The following is a 22199-nucleotide window of genomic DNA, read 5'->3' on the forward strand; positions in this document are numbered from 1 at the left end:
GTCGCCATGGACACCCTTGCGTTAAGCTAACTGTTACTTCTGCCTTCACAGTTCGGGACTTGCACCCTATAGACTACGCCCATGCTGGGCGCACTCATAAAAAAAAGTAGCAAATGATTCTGCTACTTGTTTTACATGTTTATTTAGCTGATGAATTTGAAATGGTTGTAGCAATCCGGTCAAGTACAGGGACAGTACTTGATTTATGATTCTGCGTCAAGACACTAAATATTAATGTTTCACCGTCTCTAGTTTTTGCATAACCTGCAAGAGCGCTAACGTTAGTCAAACTTCCGGTTTTGGCAACTACATTGCCTTTAGCAGAACCAGTTTTCATACGATTTCTTAGAGTACCACCCATAAACCTTTCTGGAGCCCCCGCAATCGGAAGTCCTTGAGCAAAAGTTGAATACCACGGCGCTGTTCGTACCTTGTATAATAACTCAGTTAACTGGATGGATGTCACTTTATTCGCGTGGGACATGCCCGAAGCATCTTCAAATAACCACTTGTTGCCATCTAACCCAATAGACTCGGCATAATTCCGCATGACTTGAAGGCCAGTCTTCCAACTACCTTGTCCGTATTTTTCTTTACCCATTGCCTTCGCTAATACTTCTGCATGTGAGTTATTGCTTAACTTTAAAAACGGCTTCATCAAACTCTTCAAAGGCATGGAACTCTTGGACACGAGAACCTTTGATCCCGCAGCAGTTTTACCACGTACGACTTTAGATGATGGCGCAAACTTTATTCCTTTTGATGTTAATGATTTTTTAAAGATATCAAGTGCATAGGCAGTCGGGTTGGACACAGTTATCCATTCCTTTTTACCTGTCGATCCAAGAGGCGCATTCCCTGTAATAACTATGTTATTTGTTCCATATTGGCGTACAATACGCGACGTATTTTTATTCCCTTTTGGCACTGTTATAGATTTATTGACCACTTTGACTACATTCGTTTCAGGTGTTAGAGTCACTTTTGCTACTTTTCCTCTAGCACTTGGCCTTGCATCGACTATAACTGTTCCGGCGTCATAATCGGTGTTTGGAGCGACTGTTAATGCTGAAACCTGAGCTGCATAATAATAGGATTCATCATTTTTATGTATACCTGGTGATAGACGAATTGCATCAAACCATGTGTCATCTCCTACCAAATTTCCGGAAACTCTTTTTACTCCACTGCTAGCCAATTTCATAGCGAAATTATCAAAATCCTTCTTTAACAACGTAGGATCGCCTGTCCCACGCAAATATAGATTTCCGTTCAATGTTCCATTTTCCACTTTCCCATTCGTTAATACATCTGTCGAAAAACGAAAATTTTCACCCAGTGTCTCAAGAGCCGAGGCTGCAGTTAGTATTTTCAAAGTGGATGCAGGAGTAATTCCTTTGTCTCCATGACTTTGATAGATAATTTCTCCATCAGAGGCTTTACGTACCGTTACACTGCTGACCGCCTTTTGCATTCTGCTGTCTGACATAATTGTATTAATTGCATTTTCCAAATCTTTATATGGCGATTTCGCATACGTATTACCTTGCCCCAGAGCAGGAGTAAAGAGCGTTCCAATCAACAACAACACCGACATTACGATTAGTAATAACCTTTTCTTAAACAAATCTTAACCCCCCTAAAGTTTACTCAACTATGACTATTCTATCACAATAATAGACTACAAGAATCAGCATAATTAGAAAGCATTTATCCCTCGGTAATAGTATCGTATTTATTTCGGCGAAAGCAATCCGAAGCTAATCCAGTAAAAATGACAGTTCCAAACTTTTCACGCTAGTATTATTTGCACGAAAATGGTTAATCAACAGACGTGTTTTCTTTAAACTCACCTGCTTGTTCAAACGTATAAAATTCAGACTCGATTATACTGACTTATTCAACAATTGAAGTTAGAATAGAGAGAGCTGTCAACACTATTAAAGGAGGAAACTATATGTCTATTACTTTCACCGTAAAACAAGAACTGTTTTCGTTACATGATCCAATGCAAGATGGTAAACTCGTTGACCGAAAAACTGAAATCCGGCTTGATCCGTTGACAGGAGAAACTTCCAGAATCATTTTTGATCCAGGAGCTCCTTTCATTCCAAACGATTATTCAGAACTCGCTATAGCAACTTCTGGTAGTAAATGTCCATTCTGTTCCGAAAATGTCCAAACCTTGACTCCAAAATTTCCAACTGACTTAATAGATGGTGGTCGACTAATACAAGGTGAAGCTGTCGTTTTTCCAAACCTTTTTCCTTACAGTAAGCATAATGCTGTTGTACGAATGTGTGATCAGCATTACGTCAAACTTGATGAATTTACAGCGCCTTTGATTGCTAATTCATTCTCTGCAGCACATAATTATTTAAAAAAAGTTATTGTGCATGATCCAAAAACCGCATATGCATCTATCAACTGGAACTACTTACCTCCGTCTGGAGGAAGTATTTTACATCCACATATTCATGTATTGGCTTCTGAACTTCCTACAAATTATCAATTAACAGCATCGGCAAGCAGTGAACAATTTTACCAAGAGACACAAAGTAGCTTTTACGATGCGTTAATTGAACGTGAACGGGAGATTGATGAGCGTTTTATAGGGACGATAGGATCCATTAATTGGGTCCATGCATTTGCACCAAAAAGCCATGCTGATTTTATAGGTATTATGGATGCCGCCTCACTCAATGAATTGAACGAAAATAATTGGAATGACCTCGCTGAAAGTATGACTAATCTGTTCCCTTACTTTGAAGAAATAGGTATCTCTAGCTTTAACTTGGCCCTATTTATACCCGTAACAAAGAATCCATTTGATCGTGTTCATGTTAGAGTTGTTCCTCGTCTGACTATCGGTGCACTTCAAACGAGTGACATGAATGTTTTCAACTTTTTACACGGCGAACCGCTTTGTATGAAAGTTCCCGAAGAAACGACAAAAAAGGTTTCTCCCTATTTTAAATAACAAAAAATGCCAGCATACGAAACGATGTAAAATCGTTTCATATGCTGGCATTTCACTTTTGTGTCAATTGAAAATGGGTAATGTAACTAGAATCATCAGAGTAAATAAGATAGCGATATAATTCACGGAACACATAAACATGAGATGTGCCCATTTCATATCATCTTTACTGAAAAACCCGCTAATACTCGCGAGTAGCCAACCAATGTTCAATAGTGAAGCGATTACTATGAAAACAATTCCAAGTGAATCCAAAAAGAACGGTAAAGGTAATAAACAGGCAACATAGATAACCATTTGACGTTTAGTAAAATCAAATCCATGAATGACTGGAAGCATAGCGACTTTAGCTAGACTATATTCTTCGACCTTTTTAATGGCAATTGCAAATGTATGCGGCATTTGCCATATGAATAGGATGAGCGCTAGTACAATCGGTACGATGTGATAACCGGGTGCGATTGCCGTCCAACCAATTAGTGGCGTCACTGCGCCCGAGACACTTCCAATAATTGTGTTTAATGTATATCTACGTTTTGACCACATAGTATACAAGATAACATATGTAAACCAACCAATGAATGCGTAAATAGCTGCTTCGATTGTAGTTAAGGCTAAAAGTACTAAACCGACTATTGATAATGCAATTCCCAGAGTTAAGACAAACTTTAGGGAGAAATGCCCTGTAACCGTAGGTCGATTTTTAGTCCTTTCCATTAATGTATCAATGTCAACATCATACCAATTATTTAGGATTAGTGCTCCAGCCATTACAAGTGTACTTCCTGAAATCGTCAATAAAAAGATGCCAAAGTTACCTAATAAAGTTGAATTCGTAAAATAGAGTGCTAACCAGAATCCAGTAAGCACAGGAAGTACGTTAGAAATAAGAACAATAGCTTTAAAAAGGGATTTTAAATCAGCAAAAAGGATTGCCATATTCTGTTTAGTTGATAATGTTGGTTCCTCAACCTTCTGCCATGAAGGATTCATAACTTTTGACATTTAGTCTTCTCTCCTCAAAAAAGCCAGGTACTTTCCCGATTTGATGGATTACAAAAATTCATTCGGTGACTGGCATACTTAACTCCATTTTACTCTTAGTCTCCAACTAAAACAAAGGAAAGCTTTGTGACATTTTTATAAAAGTAATAAAAAGGGATTTAAAACATCCTTTTGATGTTTTAAATCCCAATAGTTCTTAATGCTTTTTTAAAAAATTATACTATTATTTGATTTCTTTTAATGAATTCAATTGCTCCAACTGAATTAATCCTTCAATGTTATTATTAGGTACATATCCAGCCTCTTTGCTAATGTCAGCCATCTCTTGAAGAACGTTTTCATTTACTGCAGTTGTTACTTTCATATGTTTGAATGCAACTTCGAGTTCAGCTTTATCAATTTCTTTCCCTGTTATATCTTTTAGATGCTTGATTACAAGCGCTTGGCTCTCTTCTGGATTTTGTTCAATAAACTCAACCGCTTTTACATGAGCTGTTAAATAGGATTTCACAAGTTCTTCGTTTTCCGTAAACTTTTTGCTAGCTGCAACAACCGTATTAGTTGATTCTTTTCCCCATGCGAATGATTCCCAGTCCAATAACAACTTCCCGTTAGCCTGTGTTTCCAAAATATAGCCCCAAGGTTCTTGCGTTGCTGCGGCATCTATTGACTTTTGGATAAACAACGTCGGTGTATCAGCTGGTGCTGCTGCAAACATTTCTACTGTTCCACCATTCGCCTTCGGTGTTAGACCGACATCTTTTAACGCTTTACGCAGCATGACATCTTGCGTACTGCCAATTACGGGTATAGCTACTTTTTTCCCATCCAAATCAGCAAGTTCTTTTATATCACTATGTTCACTAGCGACAAGGACTGCCCCACCGTTTACTGCGCCTGAAATTATATGATAATTAGGATCTTTCACGTAAAAATTTAGTACTGGACCAGGTCCAACTGTCCCAACATCAATTGACTTAGTTGCCATTGCTTCCATGAACAAACCGCCATTACTGACGATTTTTGTGTTAATTTTTGTATCTTCTCCAAAGGCTTCTTTAAAGTATCCTTTTTCCATCGCGACAATTGTGGACATATGCGTTAAATTTGGAAAATATCCGATATTCACTTCTTTACTGTCTTGTGCATTACCTTCTGTCTTTCCACAAGCAGATCCGAAAACCAATACAACTAAAGAAATAAGCCCTAATAATATAGTACGTTTCATTCTATTCGCTCCTTATCTTCCATTAGTTGTTATTACTTAACTGATGCCCCATTTTTTTTGAACACTTCGTTCCAATCGTAAAAAGACCAGATTATCCATGATTGTACCGATTACTCCAATGATTATCATTACTGATATGACTAAATCCATTTGTCCAAGTGACCTTCCCATTTCGAGGAGATGTCCAAGTCCTCCCCCTCCACCGAGAAGTTCACCAGCCATTAGTGCACGCCACGAGAATGCCCAGGCAAGTCGTAAACCTGTAATCAGTTGAGGTACTGATGCCGGCATAATAACTGTTCGTAAAAAGTGAAAACCACCAGACCCCAATGTTTTACCTACTTGTTGATAGAGCTTAGGGACATTTTTAAATCCACTCGCAGAATTAATTGTCATTGTCCAAGTTGCTCCAATTGCAACTATAAAAAGAATGGAAAAATCGTTCAAACCAAACCAGATAATTGCAAGTGGAAACCATACAATACTTGGAATTGATTGTAAAGCTGTGATTAAAAATCCAAGTGTATCTTCAACTAACTTTGAACGCCATATGAGATATCCTAAAAATAGACCGAGAACTGTAGCAAATGAAAAACCGACTAGCAGCCGAATCATACTTGTAAAAACTGCATTCGTGATCTGTCCATTTACAATACCCGTATAAAGTGTTTGAAGTACTTGGCTTAGACTAGGAAACATAAAGTCGGGTAGACTCGATAATCTAGATGTGACTTCCCATATCGCCGCTAGAATCCCTATGAAGAGGATTCGTCTTAAAAATGTAGTCATCCCCCATTTCCTCCTTTAACACTTTCTCAATTTCACCTTGCAGTGATGCTAGTATCTGTTTTTCCAGCTGATGTGTGAAGTCATTGGGCATAATCCCATCCTTCATGGTTTTCGAATTAAAGATGGCTTTAATTTTACCCGGACGTGTTTCAAAAACTACTATTTTTTCGGATAAAAGTACGGCTTCACGAATATTGTGAGTCACGAAGAATATCGTCACTTTTGTTTTTTCCCATATTTCCAGCAGTTCGTTGTGCAATACCATTCTCGTTTGCTCATCCAGTGCAGCAAATGGTTCATCCATTAGTAATATGGTTGGTTCCATTACAAGAGCACGAGCAATTGCAACCCGTTGCTTCATTCCCCCGGACAACTGATGTGGATAAGCATCAATAAAGTTCGTCAAATGTACCATTTTCAACATTTCTTTTGCTTTATCCTCTGCCTTTTTCTTCGAAAAACCTTTCAAAAGTAAACCGTATGTAACATTATCAAGGACTGAAAGCCATGGAAATAATCCATCTTCTTGGAAGACGACGACACGATCGGGACCTGGACTGGTCACTGCTTTTCCAGCTATGCGGATTTCACCCTTATCAGCCTTATCAAGACCTGCTATAAGATAGAGCAGTGTAGATTTACCGCAACCTGATGGGCCCACAATGGAAACGAATTGTCCTTTTTCCACGTCTAACGATATATTGTCTAACACTTTCACATGACCTTTTTCTTTATTGGGAAAACTTTTTTCAATCCCATTTATCGTTAAATACATATAAATACCCCTTTCAGGAAACTTCCATCAGACCTGTTTATAAAATAGTTCTACATCTCGCTGTTTAATTAAACTCGAACAAGTCACCTGATAGATAGCGTTCACCCGAATCTGGGGCAATACAGACCACGGTATCTGCTGGAGTCAAGCGTCTCGCCACGGCTAACGCTGCATATATGGACGCACCTCCTGATGGGCCCAGAAGGATTCCTTCATTCGCTGCCGCAATATGTACAGTGTCGTATGCTTCCTCATCTTTTATCTGAAAGATTTCATCATACACACCGGTATTCAATACCGAAGGAATAAAACCTGGGCTAGTGCCGACTAGTTTATGCTTTCCGGGTTCTCCTCCAGATAAAACAGGTGATCCAGCGGGTTCCACAACGTGAACCGTTATCTTATTATCATGTTCTTTTAGGGCTTCTCCAGTTCCAGTTACCGTTCCACCAGTTCCAGAAGTACAAACAAAAGCACTAAGCGTTCTTCCAATTGACTTCAGCGCATCAATAATTTCAACGGCAGTAGTTGTTCTGTGAATATCCGGATTTGCTGCATTTTCAAACTGCATTGGAATAAAACTGTCTTTGATGTTTTTTGCTAGTTCATTTGCCTTGGCAATTGCACCAGGCATTCTTTCTTCACTAGGTGTAAGAACGACCTCTGCACCGTAAGCTTTCATTAAGTTAATGCGTTCAGTTGTTGCATTATCTGGCATGACGAATATTGCCCGATATCCTCTTGCGGCAGCATTCATAGCCAAACCAATACCTGTATTCCCCGAAGTTGGTTCGATAATTGTTGCTCCCACTACCAATTCTCCACTTTTTTCCGCTTCAACTATCATATTGTAAGCGGCCCGGTCTTTTACACTACCGCTTGGATTAAATGATTCAAGTTTCACATATACAGCAGCACCTTGTGAATCTGGAAGTCTATTTAGTCTTACAAGTGGAGTGTTCCCAATCAATTCAGCTATATTATTTACGGCTCGCATGTTTGTCATCCTCCAACTACGTTTAAGATTTCTCTTGGTACCCATCTATTATTTCTAGAAAAGCTTTTCGCATTTTGTTAGATTGCCTGTACGTTTCATCTGTGATTGCTTTAAGTAATTTGGTTTTTGTTGTTTGATCTAACATAGATTGTTTCACTTTTTCCCTTGACTGCGTTAGAAATTCAAGATAATCCCCATAAGATTCATCGTAAATTACGGCAATTTCGTCACGAATGCTTTTGGAAAGTGTCGGACTAGCTCCTCCCGTTGCAACACTTATCGTTAAGTCCCCCCTTGTAAGTTTTGCAGGGACATGAAAGGTGCTTAACTCCGGATTATCAACGATATTGACAAGTTTAAACTTGCCAGCAGAAGATGCAACGTACTTATTCACCGTTTCACTGTTTGTTGCTGCGATAACTATCAACGCAGAATCGAGATCGTCCGGTTCGAACAATTTATTCTTCCAAGCAACTCGATTCTGAGCATAGAGTTTTTCTATTTCCGAATGAATCATCGGGCTAATCACAGTTACACATGCACCCGCTTGCAGCAACCCAACCATTTTACGGTAAGCAATCAGACCTCCACCAACTACTACAACAGCTTTATCTTTGATGTTCAGCATAATTGGGTAGGACCCCATCTTTTCAACCACCTGCCGCTGTTAGTAATTCTGGAAAGAACCGCAAAATTAGCGGTCCTTCTTATTTTTTCACAATAATAAAACATATATTTTTCACTTCGAGCAGTGTCGAGACTCCAGCGCCTAGCCCCTCAAGTCACTTCAGCCCTTAAGTTAAAGGCAAAAATCGCCTTTATCTTAAGGTCATACAGCGCTTTTCGGATCTACCAAGGCGCTTGCGCTTTTCTTAGTGTCGAAACTCCAGCGAATTTCTAATTAATCGTGAAAGTCCAATCCAGATTGAACAGCTTTCACATGCCCTGCACGGATGACAAAATCTCCAAAATGCTCGCCTTCATGTCTTTCCTTTGCATATTGGAAAAATAATGGTCTAAGCATTTCTAGAATTTCTTCTTCACCGATATTTTCCCGGTATAATTTATTCAGCCGATCTCCAACGAAGCCAGCCCCTAGATACATATTGTATTTTCCAGGAGATTTACCGATAAAGGCTATTTCCCCCAAAGATGGACGAGAACAACCATTCGGACAGCCCGAAATACGAATAATAATCTCTTTTTCACGCAATCCTGCTTCATCCAGGATCAGTTCCATCTTATCTAGTAGTGAAGGCAGATAACGTTCGGCTTCAGCCATCGCTAACCCACAAGTTGGAAAAGCAACACAAGCCATTGAACTCCGTCGCAATGCGGAATGTTGCTGCCCATCCGTCAATCCGTATTGCTCAATCAGTTCGACAATCTTTTTCTTATTTTGACTCGAAACATTACTGATAATCAGGTTTTGATTTGGGCTAAGTCGGAAATCCCCTGTGTGAATCTTGGCAATTTCTCGCAACCCTGTCATCAGTGGATAATCATCCAAGTCCTGGACGCGACCGTTTTGGATAAAGAGCGTGAAATGCCAATTCCCATCGCTTCCTTCCACCCATCCGTAACGATCACCATTATGTTCAAAATGATAATCACGTGCAGTTTCAAGCTCCCAACCTAATCGTTCATTGAGTTCTTTTGCGATCCAATCAAGTCCACGAGCGTCAATTGTGTATTTAAAACGAGCATACTTTCGCACAGAACGATTCCCGTAATCACGTTGAATCGTAATGATTTTTTCGGCTACTTCGATAATCTGATCCGGTGTACAGAATCCAATCACCCGAGCCAACTGAGGATAAGTTTTCGTATCACCATGCGTCATCCCCATGCCGCCTCCAACAGCGATATTGAATCCGACTAATTTATCTTCTTCTAAAACGGCAATTAGACCAAGATCCTGTGAAAAGACATCAACATCATTATTAGGTGGGACTGCTACACCAATTTTAAATTTCCTTGGTAAATAAAGTGCACCATACATTGGTTCAATTTCTACCTCTGTTTCTTGACTGTCGACTACTTTTTCACCATCAAGCCAGATTTCATGGTAAGCATTGGTCCGTGGCGATAGGTAATCACTAAGTTTCTGAGCCCAGCCATAAACCTCGGCATGTATTTCTGATTGATAAGGGTTTGGATTACACATCACATTACGGTTCACATCTCCGCAAGCCGCTAGCGTATCCATCAATGCCGCATTAATTTCCTGAATATTTTCCTTCATATTCCACTTTAAAATCCCATGCATTTGGAATGCTTGGCGGGTAGTCAATTTCAATGTTCCATTGCCAAATTTATTGGCAACTCCGTCCATTATTAACCATTGCGCCGAGGTTGCAACGCCGCCCGCAGCACGAACTCGGACCATGAACTGGTATGCCGGCTCTAATTTTTGACGTTGTCGCTCATTGCGTAAATCCCGATCATCTTGCAGATAACTCCCATGATGTTTCATCAATCGATTATCATCATCAGGTATCCCCGAACTGATTGGATATTCAAGCGTCTCCACAAGCGTTCCTCGTAAATAGTTACTCTCACTCTTAATCCGCTCAACATCACTAGGTGGACCAGGTTGTGGCGGTAGAATTATTTTTTTAGTCATGTAACTAGCTCCTCTCTCACTTGTTTCAATAGACATCTCGTTGATATCGTTTTTGTTGTTGCATATCAGCCAAATAGTCAGATGCTTCCTTAGAAGTCATGGACCCTTCTTCTTCAAGGATTCTTTCCAAAGTAGCATGGACATCCGCTGCCATATTCTTTTCATCACCACAAACGTAGAGTACAGCACCCTCTTCCAACCACTTAAAAATAGCCTGGCTATTCTCTATCATTCGGTGCTGGACATAGACTTTGTCTTTCGTATCGCGGGAAAATGCAACATCCATTCGTGTCAATACGCCTTCTTTGAGCCATTGTTGCCATTCAACCTGATACAGGAAGTCTGTAACGAAGTGTTGTTCACCAAAGAACAACCATGTTTTTCCTTCAGCGCCAATCTCCTCGCGTTCTTCCATGAACGATCTAAAAGGAGCAATACCAGTACCAGGTCCAATCATTATCAATGGCGTGTTAGGATCTGCTGGTAATTTAAAGTTCGAGTTACGCTGAACATAAACAGGTAAATGATCTCCTGGTTGTGCACGTACAGCACATTCATTAGAACAGACCCCTACTCGGTCTCGACCGTGTGCCTCATAACGCACAGTTCCAATCGTGAGGTGTACTTCATCTGGATTTGCTTTTGAACTGCTGGCAATTGAATAGAGTCGAGCCGGTATTTTACGTAATATTGCGACAAACTCACTTACAGAGATTTCCCAAGGGGCAAAATCCCGTACAAAGTCCAATAAATCACGACCATAGATATATTCCCTGCATTCTTGCTCTCTTTCAGGTTCCAAGAGCTCCTTCAATTCAGTATTACCGGTTAATAGTTGCGCTTTTTGTAGCAATGGTTTGGTCAACACAGTGATTTCGAAGTTAGAAATCAGTGCATCGCGCAACGGCTTAAGCTCACCCTGTTTATTGACCTTAACTGTTTCGCTAGCATTCCAGCCCATCTCCGCAATCAAGGCATCTACTAATACAGTATCATTTTCTGGGTAAACGCCCAAGCTGTCTCCCGGTTCAAACTCAAGGTTCGACCCTTCAAGTGATAACTCAAGGTGACGCGTTTCCTTGTTAGACCCACGACCGTTTAAATTCAAATTCTCTAGAATTTCAGCTTTAAACGGATTCGTTCGAGAGTACTCTTGCAGTTCTGCAACTCCCTGTTCGACAGGTTGTTGTGCAGTAATAGCGCTGCTTCCTTGTTGCTCATTTAACGTAGCTAAAACGTTCGAAAACCATTCCTCAGCAGGCTCATCATAATCTAAATCACAATCGACACGCGGACTAAGCTGTTTTGCGCCTAACTCTAGTAATCGTTTTTCAAACTGTTTACCTGTCTCGCAGAAAAACTCATAAGAACTGTCTCCCAAAGACAGAACCGAAAATTGTAGATTATCCAATTTCGGAGCTCTTTTACTATGAAGAAATTCATGGAACGGCAATGCATTATCTGGTGGATCACCTTCACCATGTGTACTCACAATTAGTAGTAAATTCCCGATCTTCTTGAGCGCATTTGGCTTAAATTCGTTCATAGCCGAAAGCGTTATTTGGTACTCTTGTGCTTTCAAATTCTTCGACAGTTTTTCAGCCAAAGCTTGCCCGTTGCCAGTCTGAGATCCATAAAGAATTGTCACTTCTTTTGAAACAACATCTATTTGTGTTACAGGAGCTTCCAGAACTGCGACGCTGCCTGAAGCGGTTGATTGTGCAGTTAAATGATTTGCACTCAGATATCCACCCAACCAGATTTGTTGTGTATCCGTCAGTATTGGCAAAAGTTGATTAAGGAGTTCTACCTGCTCCTGATTGAAAGGACTATTTATCACTTGAAGCGCCAAAATTTTCCACCCCACAAAAATTGTATTTTATATAGTTAACAGAAGAACTGGCGATTATTTCAATCTAATCTTCTCGTTTCTCTCTATTTGAACTACAACATTGTCTTGAATAACCAATGTGATAGAGCCATAATTCATCGTGCTCAGCATCTGTTTTACGTTTTCAATGGTTAGCTCAAGGTTTTTATCCCGTTTCTCCATAGTCCCTATTCTTCCTTTCAGACAAAGATTCTTTATTAAATAGGCTGACTGATTTGTTCTTTTGGAAGTAACTCATACACCCGTTCTACAAGTACATCCTGGACATATTTGTGATAACCTAGATTTTCACATAGAATAAGCTGCTGACCAGCAGTAGCCTGTTCCGAAATCTTTTTTTCAATGCCATTCATTAAAATACCTGTAAATAATAAGTAAGGAATAATGAAAACTTGCTTTTGCGCTGCTTCCTGTATCTGCAGTAATGCTTCATCGAAATGAGGTTCCGCCCCGTAAAGAAAACAGACATTTACTTTGTTAAACGAATACTTGTCGGCAAGAAGCTGTGCAATTTCATTTAAATCATGCTTAACTGCCGGATCACTGCTTCCTCTGCCTACGAGCAGCACCTGTGCATCTTCTGTAATCGCTACATTTTGTTCTTTAACTCGATCAAATAAGCTGTCAATAATTTTCGGATGAATGCCCAATGCTTTTCCGTATGTAAATTCGATATCGGGATACATGATTTTCCCCACTTCAATTTCAAAGGGAATATCTTCATTTGCATGCGCTGCGGTTAATAAAAGTATAGGAATAACAGCGATTCTAGTGGCTCCACGTTCCACACAATTCGTAATACCTTCATCCACGCTTGGAACCGCAAGCTCTAAAAAACAAATTTCCTGAATCGGAACATCAATCATTGCTTGACTGCTCTGTATAAACTGAATGGCTTCTTCGACACCTGCTTTAATCCGACTACCGTGGGCAACATATAAGACTGCCTGCATGCTAATCCCCCCTACTTGAATTGTTAGTATGCAGATACTTCTTGAATCATTTTTTGGTTCAATCCGGTTTGTTCGAACCACTGAATCTTCTCACGCAGCTTCACTACTTCGCCGACAATAATCATGCTTGGATTTTCAATTTCAGACTGTCTAGCAATCTCGACGATTGTAGAGAGTGTACCCGTAATCGTATATTGCGCTTCTGTTGTTCCCCAATGAATAAGAGCCACTGGCGTACTTTCAGGTCGACCGTACTTTGTTAGTTGCTCACAAATATAAGGTAAGTTTCCGACACCCATATAAATCGCAAGGGTATCAATTCCGACCGCAAGACTTTCCCAGTGAATCGAGTCGCTCTTTCCAGCACGCATATGACCTGTTACAATTGCAAAACTCGAACTTAACTCGCGATGTGTCACTGGGATACCCGCATAAGCAGGTGCTGCAATCCCAGCAGTAATCCCAGGAACCACTTCAAAGGGGATTCCGTTGTCCGCAAGAACTTCTGCTTCTTCAGCACCTCTGCCGAACACGAACGGATCTCCACCCTTTAATCGTGTGACGATTTTTCCTTGCTTCGCATATTTTACTAAAAAGTGATTAATCGTTTCCTGGATCATTGCATGGTAGTTTGGTAATTTCCCGCAATATATTAAGTCCGCTCCCGGTTTTGCATAAGTAAGAAGCTCTTTATTTATTAAGCGATCGTACAAGATAACATCAGCTTGTTGAATACATTTCAGCCCTTTAACGGTGATTAAATCAACATCTCCAGGTCCAGCTCCTACTATAAATACTTTTCCCATTCTTATCTCTCCTCTCACCGCTTAGTTCTAAAATAAGATTGACGTTATGAATGAATCTTTTCTTTTTGCATTCCTGCAATTAATACATCGATCACTTCGGGTCTACTAAATGTCGTTGGCAGCTTCTCTCCATTTCGGAGCATTTCTCTCACTTTCGTACCAGACAAGATTACATGGTGACTGGCATCATGCGGACATGTTTTAGGTGTTGCCATACTGTCGCATTTACTGCAATAAAAGCTATGTTCAAAAAACAATAACGTAATCCCAAGTTCCCCTAGCGTAAAATTACTAAAGATTTTCTGAGCATCATACGTACCGTAATAATTACCAACCCCCGCATGATCACGGCCGACTATGAAGTGTGTACAACCGAAATTCTTGCGTACCATCGCATGGAAAACGGCTTCCCTTGGTCCGGCATAACGCATTGCCGCTGTAAATACACCTAAAAACACATGCTCTTTCGCATAATAGTTTTCTAGTAAAACTTCATAGCTTTCCAAGCGCACATCTGCCGGAATATCATCGGATTTCGTTTCACCAACAAGCGGGTTTAAAAATAAACCATCTACAATCTCCAAAGCTGTCTTTTGAATATATTCATGTGCTCTGTGAACCGGATTTCTTGTTTGGAAACCAACAACTGTTTTCCAGCCAAGATCTTGGAACTTTTGTCTTGTTTCAATCGGGTCAAACAGATATTCCGAAAACTCATTCAATGGTCTCCGTTGAATCAGCGTTATCGTTCCACCAAGATAGACATTCGGACGTTCAAACAACTTCTTCACACCTGGATGCTCACGGTCCGTCGTTTGATAGACCAATTCAGCCTCTACTTCCTTATCGGGCGTGAAAATATCAGTTACTTCGAGTACACCGTAAACGATTTCGTCTCTCACTAATTTCACAAAGTTGCCAATCGTAATTTTTTCCGCATTCTTTTCTGTCGTAGGCAATGTAATTGGAATGGTCCAAGGCTCACCCGTTGTTAACCTCATCGTATGGACAACAGAATTGTAGTCTGCTTCAGTTAGGAATCCACTTATAGGGCTATACGCCCCAGTACCAATCAAGTCTAGATCACTGCTAGCAATCTCATCTAATTCAACTGTTTCAGTTAACCCTTCCAATTGAAAATCGGGATTCCAGCGATTAATTAATGTACCACCGTGCGGTTGACTTAAGCTCATATTAATTTCCTCCATTTAAGTTGATTTTTTGGTGTAATCCACACTCTGTTTTCATTTGATTTGCCCACCGGCCAGACCTTGAGCCTGACGTTGTATCACTTGGCGACGTACAGGGTACGCAACCGATACTAGGAAATCCTTGATCATGAAGGGGATTATAGGGCAATTTATATTTATCAACATAATCCCAAATATCGGTCCACGTCCAATGGATCAATGGGCAAACTTTAACTGATTGGAACGTTTCATCTTTATTCACAAATTCGGTTAGACTTCTAGACGGTGATTGTTCTCGTCGAAGCCCAGATAACCAAGCAGTCGCATTGCTTAGTGCCTCTCGAAGTGGAACAACTTTCCTCATATGGCAACAACGGTCTGGTTGTCTTTCCCATAGTTTTTCTCCATGCGCATCAGCCTGTTCTTCAACCGTTAAGGCTGGCTTTTTCATTTCTATATCGAGCTGTGGATAACGCGTTTTGATGTCATCGATGAGAGTATACGTTTCTTGAAAATGAAGCCCTGTATCCAAAAACACCACTTTTGCAGTTGGTTTTGTTTTCGAAATCAAATCAAGCATCACAATTCCTTCTACACCAAAGCTACATGCATAGACAAGATCAGCATCATATTCGTCATAAGCCCATCTCAAAACATTTAAAGCACCCTTTGATTCGTCGTCAATGTTAAACGTTTCAATAGGCTTAAACCATGTGTCATACGTCAGTTTCACCATAGAAACTTCTCCCCTCATAAAATTAATGATCTAACTTCTCTTTTTAAGACGAAGTTAACCATTCAATGGTTAAAGCCATCTATTGTTCATATGTTCGGAATTTTACGTTCAATTAGAATTCCCGTTCTATTTATGATTGAAATTAACAATATCTTTATTATTCCTATGTGTCAAGTCGGTTTAAAGGTATTCTATTCCTACAACTCCAAGAAGTTACATGTCTATTGGTTTTTTCAGATATATTTATTTTCGTTTAAATAATTTACGATGACTTTAACGGATTCTTCAACGCTTAGCTTATTTGTATCAATGGTGATTTCTGGGTCAACAGGTACGTCATAAGGAGCATCGATTCCTGTGAAATTTTTCAACTCTCCCAATCTGGCTTTCTTGTAGAGTCCCTTTGTATCGCGTTCTTCACATGTTTCTAAACTAGCCTTCACGTAAACCTCGATAAATTCATTTGGTTCGACGAGGTCACGCACTGTATCCCGATCTTCCTTGTATGGAGAAATGAACGCTGTTAACGTGAACAATCCTGCATCAATCATTAGTTTTGAGACTTCACCGATTCTACGAATATTTTCCGTGCGGTCATCTGGACTAAACCCTAAATTCTTATTTAAACCATGCCGGACATTATCCCCATCCAACCGATAGGTATGAATACCTTTTTTATGTAACGCTGTTTCTAACGCTACTGAAATCGTCGACTTTCCTGATCCTGAAAGTCCTGTAAACCATAGAATTGCACTTTTATGCCCCTTAGCTTCTTGGCGATTGTCTTTTGTTACCTCTGATTCGTGCCAAACGATATTTGTAGATTCTGTCATTATTTTCTCCCCCATTTTCTCTATTTAGTTTACAAAAAAAGACAACTTTTAAACCGATACAAATAATCGATTAAAAGATGCCTTTAGTTGTCTAATTAGCATGTATTCTATTACGTGGAAAATAAAAAACCACTTCTTAATAGTGCAAGAAGAGGTTAATTAATCGAACAAAAAATTTCTCTTCTTATCTTCTAAACTTTCGTTTAATGGAATTGGCACAGTACTAAACAGTCTGTTGCCGAGGTTTCATTGGGCCAGTCCCTCAACCTCTCTAGATAAGATATGAACTATTAAGTTGAGACCAATATTACATTATGAAAAAGACATTGTCAATGACTTATCAGATAATAAATTAAAGTCTATTGGTTTAATTGGTTTTAAATATCCTTCTTGTGTCGATAACAAAAAAGCTATCTATTTTTCATTTAAAGTTCTCAAAGAATACACGTATGACATCAGCCCCACCTATAAAGGTACCTAATGTACCTCCTAGGTTTGTGAGGACGACAACTAATAAGACTCGTGTTACCCTATTTGCCCAAAAACCTTTAATCGAAAATACATCTTCAGATAATCTTTCGAAATCGCCAACGCTTGGTCTACGGAAAAATGCCTGAACAATTCCGGATACCCACCCCGCTGCAATCAAAGGATGTAGGGTTGTTATTGGAGCCGAAACAAAGGCAGCCAAAATGGCTAGTGGATGTCCCAGTGCCGCAGCCGCACCAATTGCCGAAAGACTACCCGTCCACAATATCCAACTTAGCGCTTGGTCAAAACCCGCGGAAGGATTTGAAATAAAAGTATATGCAATTATAGAAAGAAGGAGCACTGGAATTGCCCACCCAATAATTTTAGGTAGTTTTGATTTGACGGGCGTTTGCGATAATGCTTGTAAATCATGCTCATTATGAATTTCCTTGGTAATCCCTGGAATATGTGCCGCCCCTAAAACAGCCACTACTTTTTTCCCCGGTGCATCTTTAATTTTCTGTGCTAAATACTGATCACGTTCATCAATTAAAGGCTCCTTTAGTTTCGGAAAAGTTTCTGTGAAATCGTTTAATACCGCATTTAAAGTGTCCTTTGATTTCATTTTTTCTAGGTCTTCTTCTGAAATGCTTTCTTTGCTGAATATACTATATACGACCGACGTGAGAAGTTGGCTTTTCCCCATAAAACCGATATTACCCCAAATTCTGGAGAACGTTATTTGAATATTACGATCGGCGAGCACAAGTTCTGCACCAACTTCATTTGCCGATTCAATCCCCTGAATCATTTCCTGCCCAGGCTTTATATTAAATTGTTTTGCTAAACGGTTTTGAAAGGAGGAAATTGCCAGATTCATTAAAAGTAAAGATGCTTTCTTTTCTTTTATTACCTTAAAAATATCTGTCTCCTTCCACTTGCTTCCTTCCATGATAGATTGATAACGTTGTTCATCCAATTCAATACAAACCGAATCAGGTCTCTCTCTGTCGATTACTTCTTTTACCTGATCTGCACTTTGCTTTGAAACGTGGGCTGTTCCAATAAGAATTAATTCTTTTCCATCTAAATTTATTCTCGTAATATTGTCTTCTTGCATGAACAAACATCCTTTGTAGAACTAATTTCTTATTAGTAACCTCAATCTAGTGATCACCAAAAGACGGTCTAATATTAATAATGAATCAGTTTGAAACAAAATTCAATTATATTTCATTATTAATTAAATATGAGTCATTCCACCAAGGAAAAATCGTTAGATAGAATATGTGAAATCCTTTGGCTAGACTTGCTTTAAAAAATTTTGCGTTCCTTGATCTTTAGGATATAGAATGCTTACTTGGGTTGTTCCTTCATTCACGATATTCTACGTCACAGTTAACACTTCTCCGATCAATTCCGGAACCAAGACAGAAACTTGTTCTTCAATTTGATTTGACGTTATGGTTAATTTTTATCACTTTCTCGTACAACTTCTTTAACCACTCCTTTTAACGTTCCATCTTTATCATTCGTAAATCTGAATAGAAAAAACCTCTTTTCAAAAAAGAAAAGAGGGCTAAGCAATCATCAACTGTTACTCTAATATTTCAAGATTTCACTCTTACTGGATTTAGCACTTTTCAATGACCGTTACCACACTACCCTTTGGCGTTTTCTATAAACTTTATTTTCTTTATAATTCTTTTCTCCTTCTTTTCCCATACCTAAATAATGTTCACGTACTTCTTCGTTTGATAATAGGTAGTTTGCATCGCCTTGCATTACAACCCGCCCACTTTCCATAATATAGCCATAGTCAGAAATTGACAGTGCAACATTGGCATTTTGCTCAACAACTAATATAGATGTGCCCTCTTCTTGATTGATTTGTTTAATATTTCGAAAAATCTCTTTAACGAGCAGCGGTGCAATCCCTAATGAAGGTTCATCCAGTAATAATAGCTTTGGTTTTGCCATAATGCCTCTGCCAATTGCGAGCATTTGCTGCTCCCCACCAGACAGGAATCCCGCTTTTTGGTTTTGTAGAGCTTTAAGTTTTGCGAAATAAGTGTAAATCTTTTCTATATCAGACTTGATATTAGAACGATCCTTCCGTGTATAAGCTCCAGCCATTAAATTTTCCTCAACAGTTAGATCTTTAAAGACACGTCTTCCCTCCATGCATAGGAATATTCCCTTTCTAACAATTACGTCAGGTGTGATATCGTTTATTTTTTCACCTTCAAATTGGATAGTTCCATCAGTTATCTGTCCTTCATCACCGGAAAGCAAACCTGAAATCGCTTTTAAAGTTGTCGACTTACCTGCTCCGTTGCTGCCCAGTAAGGCAATTATATTACCTTCAGGAACATGAAGTGACATCCCTTTCAATGCAAGAATATTTTTCGAATAGACTGCTTCAATATTTTTGACATGGAGCATTTAATTCCTCCTTCCACCAAAGAAAACAAAAAGGTAAGCATATCAATATCAAGTACTCTTCCCATTCTTGTTTCTGGATGCGCTGGTTTAGTATGGGTTGTCCATTTTAATTAATCGTTGTAGCTAAAGTAATCAGTCAACGGTTCCCATTGTCCGTCTTTTACGATACCAAGACGTGTCTGCTCAGTACCCATATGACTTTCTGCACTAAAACTGACCGGAGCACCCAATCCACCGAGGTCTAAATCCTTAATAGATTCAATACCTGTACGGATCTCCTCCCCTGTAAGATCACCATCTGGATGTACTTTTGCAGCCTCTTCAATCCCAGCTACTAATATTTTCGCAGTCGTCCATCCTTGAATGAACTTCTGGTTAATATCCTCAAGCGTCTTGCCTTCAGCTTCCAAATACTCTTTCACATCAGCCATACCTGGTAGGTCTTCATAAGGCAGTGCATGCGATAGGATTCCGATATATCCTTCAGCAATTTCTTCACCTACAATAGCTATAACGCCTTCACCAGAAGCCCAGTTTAAACCGATGAATTGTGTTTCAATATCAAGTGTTTTAGCATCTCTTAAGATTGTTGCTGTTGCTCCCCATGTTTCCTGAATAATTGCATAGTCAGGATTTTTCTTTTTCATATTTAATAATTGGGATTGAGCCTCTGTTGCTTGAACGTCAACTATTTGCTCATCAACAATTTCAATACCAATTTCGGCAGCATAGGCTTTAATATCTTCAATTGGTGACCGTCCGAACGCTGTGTCATTATATAATAACGCTACTGTCGGATCAGATCCTTTATGATTCTCTTGTATCCATTTCAATACAGAACGGCCTTGATCCGAGTACGATGCAGCTACCAGGAAATTATATGGACTTTCGCCAAGATCTTTCAAGCTCTCGGAGTATGAAGCAGAGAAGAACGGGAGTTTATCATTTGCTACTTGCTGACGCAACGCTTCCGTATCACCAGTCCCCCAACCGAGTACGGCTGAAACTTTTTCTTTATCTCGGAGTGCCTGATATATTTTTTGCGCTTCCGGAATAGCATAAGCATAATCTTTTCCGTTCAGTTCAATATTCAACCCTTCAACTCCGCCTTTATTCTTTAGATGTTTGAAATATGCTTGTTCTCCCTCGGCGTAAGGTGTCCCAACATCACCAGTTGCTCCTGTAATATCGTATAGTCCACCAATTACAACCGTTCGTTCTCCATCTGCAGCTTTTTCGCTCGCGTCTCCCTCTTTTTCAGCACATGCACCAAGAATTAATACCAACATGATACCGATTAAAGAAACGATAAATTTACTTTTTCTGTTTTTCAAAAATACTCCCCCTTTTTTATCATATGGAAAGAAACCCGCATACATTGTTTGATGATAGGTTTCGGAATCCCGTTCGTTTTAATAAGAAAATGGCCACAATTTGAAGTACTTCTTAATATTGAGCCAGATATGAGCCAATCCTCCCGGTTCAAATATTAAAAACAAAATAATAACTGCTCCAAAAGTAAAGTCTTTAAAAGCGGAAAATAGTTGGTACAAATCAGGCATCAAACCTGCCATAACATCGATGATTACCCCAAGACTTACAGGCAGGAGTGTAATAAATACAGCTCCTAGAATCGAGCCAAATACACTGCCTAGACCACCGATTAAAATCATTGCCAAATATTCGATTGAAACGTGAAAATTATAAAGTTCCGGGCTAACAATCATTGTGTAGTGTGCCAACAATGCACCAGCAATCCCGACAAAAAACGAACTAATTGCAAATGCCATGACTTTATATTTAAATAAATTTATCCCCATAATTTGTGCCGCAATATCACGATCGCGGACAGCCAAGAAAGCTCTTCCAGTTCGAGTTCTTATTAAATTTGTTGCATACATCACAGTAATTAGAAGGATGATGACACATAGATAGTAATAACCGGTATTACTAGATAAAGAAAACTCCCCAATAGTAGGACGGCTCAAGACCATGCCTGCTGTACCGCCCGTCAAACTATCCCATCTGCTGATAACAAATAGAATTATGACTTGAGCAGCCAAGGTAGCGATTGCTAAGTACAAGCCCTTCAAGCGGAGAGATGGAATTCCAAAAAGACCACCTATAAGCGCTGTCACAATCCCCGCTAATGGTAACGAAATCCAAAAGCTTAAACCATATGTTGATGTTAATATCGCTGAAGTGTAGCCGCCTACACCAAGAAACGCTCCCACACCTATTGAGATTTGACCTGTAAAACCGGTCAAAATATTAAGCCCGATAGCTCCAACAGAAGCGATTGCACACAGTGTTAACAACCCGATCCAATAACTGGATGTGAAAAGTGGCAGTGAAAGAACGAATAGAACGATGAGTAGTGCTTTAATTTTAGCTCCAGTAGTTCCAAACATTTTCATATCATCACTATAGGTAGTTTTATAGTTCCCGCTTTCCCTCACAAATGGATTTCGCAC

The 22199-nt window shown here is 39.5% G+C and carries 20 protein-coding genes and 1 riboswitch; of the genes, 1 reads left to right on the forward strand and 19 read right to left on the reverse strand.

Annotated elements, in window-relative coordinates; translation table 11 throughout:
- Nucleotides 1-139 precede the first annotated feature (139 nt).
- A complete protein-coding gene (gene dacB / locus AC1TO4_RS09835) occupies nt 140-1627 on the reverse strand; it encodes a D-alanyl-D-alanine carboxypeptidase/D-alanyl-D-alanine endopeptidase (RefSeq protein WP_482105173.1) in 1488 nt (495 codons plus the stop codon).
- A 330-nt stretch (nt 1628-1957) separates the two neighbouring features.
- Between dacB and AC1TO4_RS09840 the strand changes: the two genes are divergently transcribed.
- Nucleotides 1958-2980, forward strand: coding sequence for a hypothetical protein (locus tag AC1TO4_RS09840; RefSeq protein WP_482105174.1), 1023 nt, complete (start codon nt 1958-1960; stop codon nt 2978-2980).
- Nucleotides 2981-3043: 63 nt separating this feature from the next.
- Here AC1TO4_RS09840 and cyoE read toward each other — a convergent pair whose 3' ends face one another.
- From cyoE to AC1TO4_RS09930, 18 genes are all read right to left on the reverse strand, one after another.
- A complete protein-coding gene (gene cyoE / locus AC1TO4_RS09845; RefSeq protein WP_482105366.1) occupies nt 3044-3973 on the reverse strand; it encodes a heme o synthase in 930 nt (309 codons plus the stop codon).
- A gap of 235 nt (nt 3974-4208) precedes the next feature.
- A complete protein-coding gene (locus AC1TO4_RS09850) occupies nt 4209-5213 on the reverse strand; it encodes an aliphatic sulfonate ABC transporter substrate-binding protein (protein WP_482105175.1) in 1005 nt (334 codons plus the stop codon).
- A 36-nt stretch (nt 5214-5249) separates the two neighbouring features.
- Nucleotides 5250-6002 carry an ABC transporter permease gene (locus AC1TO4_RS09855; protein ID WP_482105176.1) on the reverse strand — a complete coding sequence of 251 codons (753 nt, stop codon included), beginning with the start codon at nt 6000-6002 and terminating at the stop codon, nt 5250-5252.
- Nucleotides 5935-6777, reverse strand: a complete 843-nt coding sequence (locus AC1TO4_RS09860; protein ID WP_482105177.1) for an ABC transporter ATP-binding protein — start codon at nt 6775-6777, stop codon at nt 5935-5937. The genes AC1TO4_RS09855 and AC1TO4_RS09860 overlap by 68 nt, the downstream gene beginning before the upstream one ends.
- A 64-nt stretch (nt 6778-6841) precedes the next feature.
- Nucleotides 6842-7774, reverse strand: a complete 933-nt coding sequence (gene cysK / locus AC1TO4_RS09865) for a cysteine synthase A (protein WP_482100657.1) — start codon at nt 7772-7774, stop codon at nt 6842-6844.
- A 22-nt stretch (nt 7775-7796) separates the two neighbouring features.
- Nucleotides 7797-8402, reverse strand: a complete 606-nt coding sequence (locus AC1TO4_RS09870; protein ID WP_482105178.1) for an NAD(P)-binding protein — start codon at nt 8400-8402, stop codon at nt 7797-7799.
- Nucleotides 8403-8675: 273 nt separating this feature from the next.
- Nucleotides 8676-10400 carry an assimilatory sulfite reductase (NADPH) hemoprotein subunit gene (gene cysI / locus AC1TO4_RS09875; protein WP_482105179.1) on the reverse strand — a complete coding sequence of 575 codons (1725 nt, stop codon included), beginning with the start codon at nt 10398-10400 and terminating at the stop codon, nt 8676-8678.
- A gap of 25 nt (nt 10401-10425) precedes the next feature.
- A complete protein-coding gene (locus tag AC1TO4_RS09880) occupies nt 10426-12252 on the reverse strand; it encodes an assimilatory sulfite reductase (NADPH) flavoprotein subunit (protein WP_482105180.1) in 1827 nt (608 codons plus the stop codon).
- Nucleotides 12253-12306: 54 nt separating this feature from the next.
- The gene (locus AC1TO4_RS09885) at nt 12307-12453 is read right to left on the reverse strand and encodes a YezD family protein (RefSeq protein WP_482100661.1); all 147 of its coding nucleotides are present in this window, start codon (nt 12451-12453) and stop codon (nt 12307-12309) included.
- Between the two features lie 35 nt (nt 12454-12488).
- The gene (locus AC1TO4_RS09890; RefSeq protein ID WP_482105181.1) at nt 12489-13244 is read right to left on the reverse strand and encodes a sirohydrochlorin chelatase; all 756 of its coding nucleotides are present in this window, start codon (nt 13242-13244) and stop codon (nt 12489-12491) included.
- A 23-nt stretch (nt 13245-13267) separates the two neighbouring features.
- The gene (gene cobA, locus AC1TO4_RS09895; protein ID WP_482105182.1) at nt 13268-14050 is read right to left on the reverse strand and encodes a uroporphyrinogen-III C-methyltransferase; all 783 of its coding nucleotides are present in this window, start codon (nt 14048-14050) and stop codon (nt 13268-13270) included.
- Nucleotides 14051-14094: 44 nt separating this feature from the next.
- Nucleotides 14095-15243 (reverse strand): sulfate adenylyltransferase, encoded by a 1149-nt coding sequence (sat, locus tag AC1TO4_RS09900; protein ID WP_482105183.1) that lies wholly within the window; start codon nt 15241-15243, stop codon nt 14095-14097.
- Nucleotide 15244: 1 nt separating this feature from the next.
- Complete coding sequence (locus AC1TO4_RS09905) at nt 15245-15976, reverse strand: phosphoadenylyl-sulfate reductase (protein ID WP_482105184.1); 732 nt, start codon at nt 15974-15976, stop codon at nt 15245-15247.
- Between the two features lie 233 nt (nt 15977-16209).
- Entirely contained in the window at nt 16210-16809 is a 600-nt protein-coding gene (gene cysC / locus AC1TO4_RS09910) for an adenylyl-sulfate kinase (protein WP_482105185.1), read from the reverse strand.
- Nucleotides 16810-16990: 181 nt separating this feature from the next.
- Nucleotides 16991-17091: riboswitch (SAM riboswitch) on the reverse strand.
- Nucleotides 17092-17230: 139 nt separating this feature from the next.
- Nucleotides 17231-18400 (reverse strand): TraB/GumN family protein, encoded by a 1170-nt coding sequence (locus tag AC1TO4_RS09915; protein ID WP_482105186.1) that lies wholly within the window; start codon nt 18398-18400, stop codon nt 17231-17233.
- A gap of 533 nt (nt 18401-18933) precedes the next feature.
- A complete protein-coding gene (locus AC1TO4_RS09920; protein WP_482105187.1) occupies nt 18934-19725 on the reverse strand; it encodes an ABC transporter ATP-binding protein in 792 nt (263 codons plus the stop codon).
- A 110-nt stretch (nt 19726-19835) separates the two neighbouring features.
- A complete protein-coding gene (locus tag AC1TO4_RS09925) occupies nt 19836-21059 on the reverse strand; it encodes an ABC transporter substrate-binding protein (protein ID WP_482105188.1) in 1224 nt (407 codons plus the stop codon).
- A gap of 78 nt (nt 21060-21137) precedes the next feature.
- Nucleotides 21138-22199: a branched-chain amino acid ABC transporter permease gene (locus AC1TO4_RS09930; RefSeq protein WP_482105189.1), complete on the reverse strand. Its 1062-nt coding sequence runs from the start codon at nt 22197-22199 to the stop codon at nt 21138-21140.

It is taken from the genome of Sporosarcina sp. Y838 (genome assembly GCF_056786515.1).

Bases quoted from the DNA above. Each gene is read 5' to 3' on its own strand.
- AC1TO4_RS09840 (WP_482105174.1), top strand. From the start codon at position 1,958: ATGTCTATTACTTTCACCGTAAAACAAGAACTGTTTTCGTTACATGAT.
- cyoE (WP_482105366.1), bottom strand. From the start codon at position 3,973: ATGAATCCTTCATGGCAGAAGGTTGAGGAACCAACATTATCAACTAAA.
- AC1TO4_RS09850 (WP_482105175.1), bottom strand. From the start codon at position 5,213: ATGAAACGTACTATATTATTAGGGCTTATTTCTTTAGTTGTATTGGTT.
- AC1TO4_RS09855 (WP_482105176.1), bottom strand. From the start codon at position 6,002: ATGACTACATTTTTAAGACGAATCCTCTTCATAGGGATTCTAGCGGCG.
- AC1TO4_RS09860 (WP_482105177.1), bottom strand. From the start codon at position 6,777: ATGTATTTAACGATAAATGGGATTGAAAAAAGTTTTCCCAATAAAGAA.
- cysK (WP_482100657.1), bottom strand. From the start codon at position 7,774: ATGCGAGCCGTAAATAATATAGCTGAATTGATTGGGAACACTCCACTT.
- AC1TO4_RS09870 (WP_482105178.1), bottom strand. From the start codon at position 8,402: ATGCTGAACATCAAAGATAAAGCTGTTGTAGTAGTTGGTGGAGGTCTG.
- cysI (WP_482105179.1), bottom strand. From the start codon at position 10,400: ATGACTAAAAAAATAATTCTACCGCCACAACCTGGTCCACCTAGTGAT.
- AC1TO4_RS09885 (WP_482100661.1), bottom strand. From the start codon at position 12,453: ATGGAGAAACGGGATAAAAACCTTGAGCTAACCATTGAAAACGTAAAA.
- AC1TO4_RS09890 (WP_482105181.1), bottom strand. From the start codon at position 13,244: ATGCAGGCAGTCTTATATGTTGCCCACGGTAGTCGGATTAAAGCAGGT.
- cobA (WP_482105182.1), bottom strand. From the start codon at position 14,050: ATGGGAAAAGTATTTATAGTAGGAGCTGGACCTGGAGATGTTGATTTA.
- sat (WP_482105183.1), bottom strand. From the start codon at position 15,243: ATGAGCTTAAGTCAACCGCACGGTGGTACATTAATTAATCGCTGGAAT.
- AC1TO4_RS09905 (WP_482105184.1), bottom strand. From the start codon at position 15,976: ATGGTGAAACTGACGTATGACACATGGTTTAAGCCTATTGAAACGTTT.
- cysC (WP_482105185.1), bottom strand. From the start codon at position 16,809: ATGACAGAATCTACAAATATCGTTTGGCACGAATCAGAGGTAACAAAA.
- AC1TO4_RS09915 (WP_482105186.1), bottom strand. From the start codon at position 18,400: ATGCAAGAAGACAATATTACGAGAATAAATTTAGATGGAAAAGAATTA.
- AC1TO4_RS09920 (WP_482105187.1), bottom strand. From the start codon at position 19,725: ATGCTCCATGTCAAAAATATTGAAGCAGTCTATTCGAAAAATATTCTT.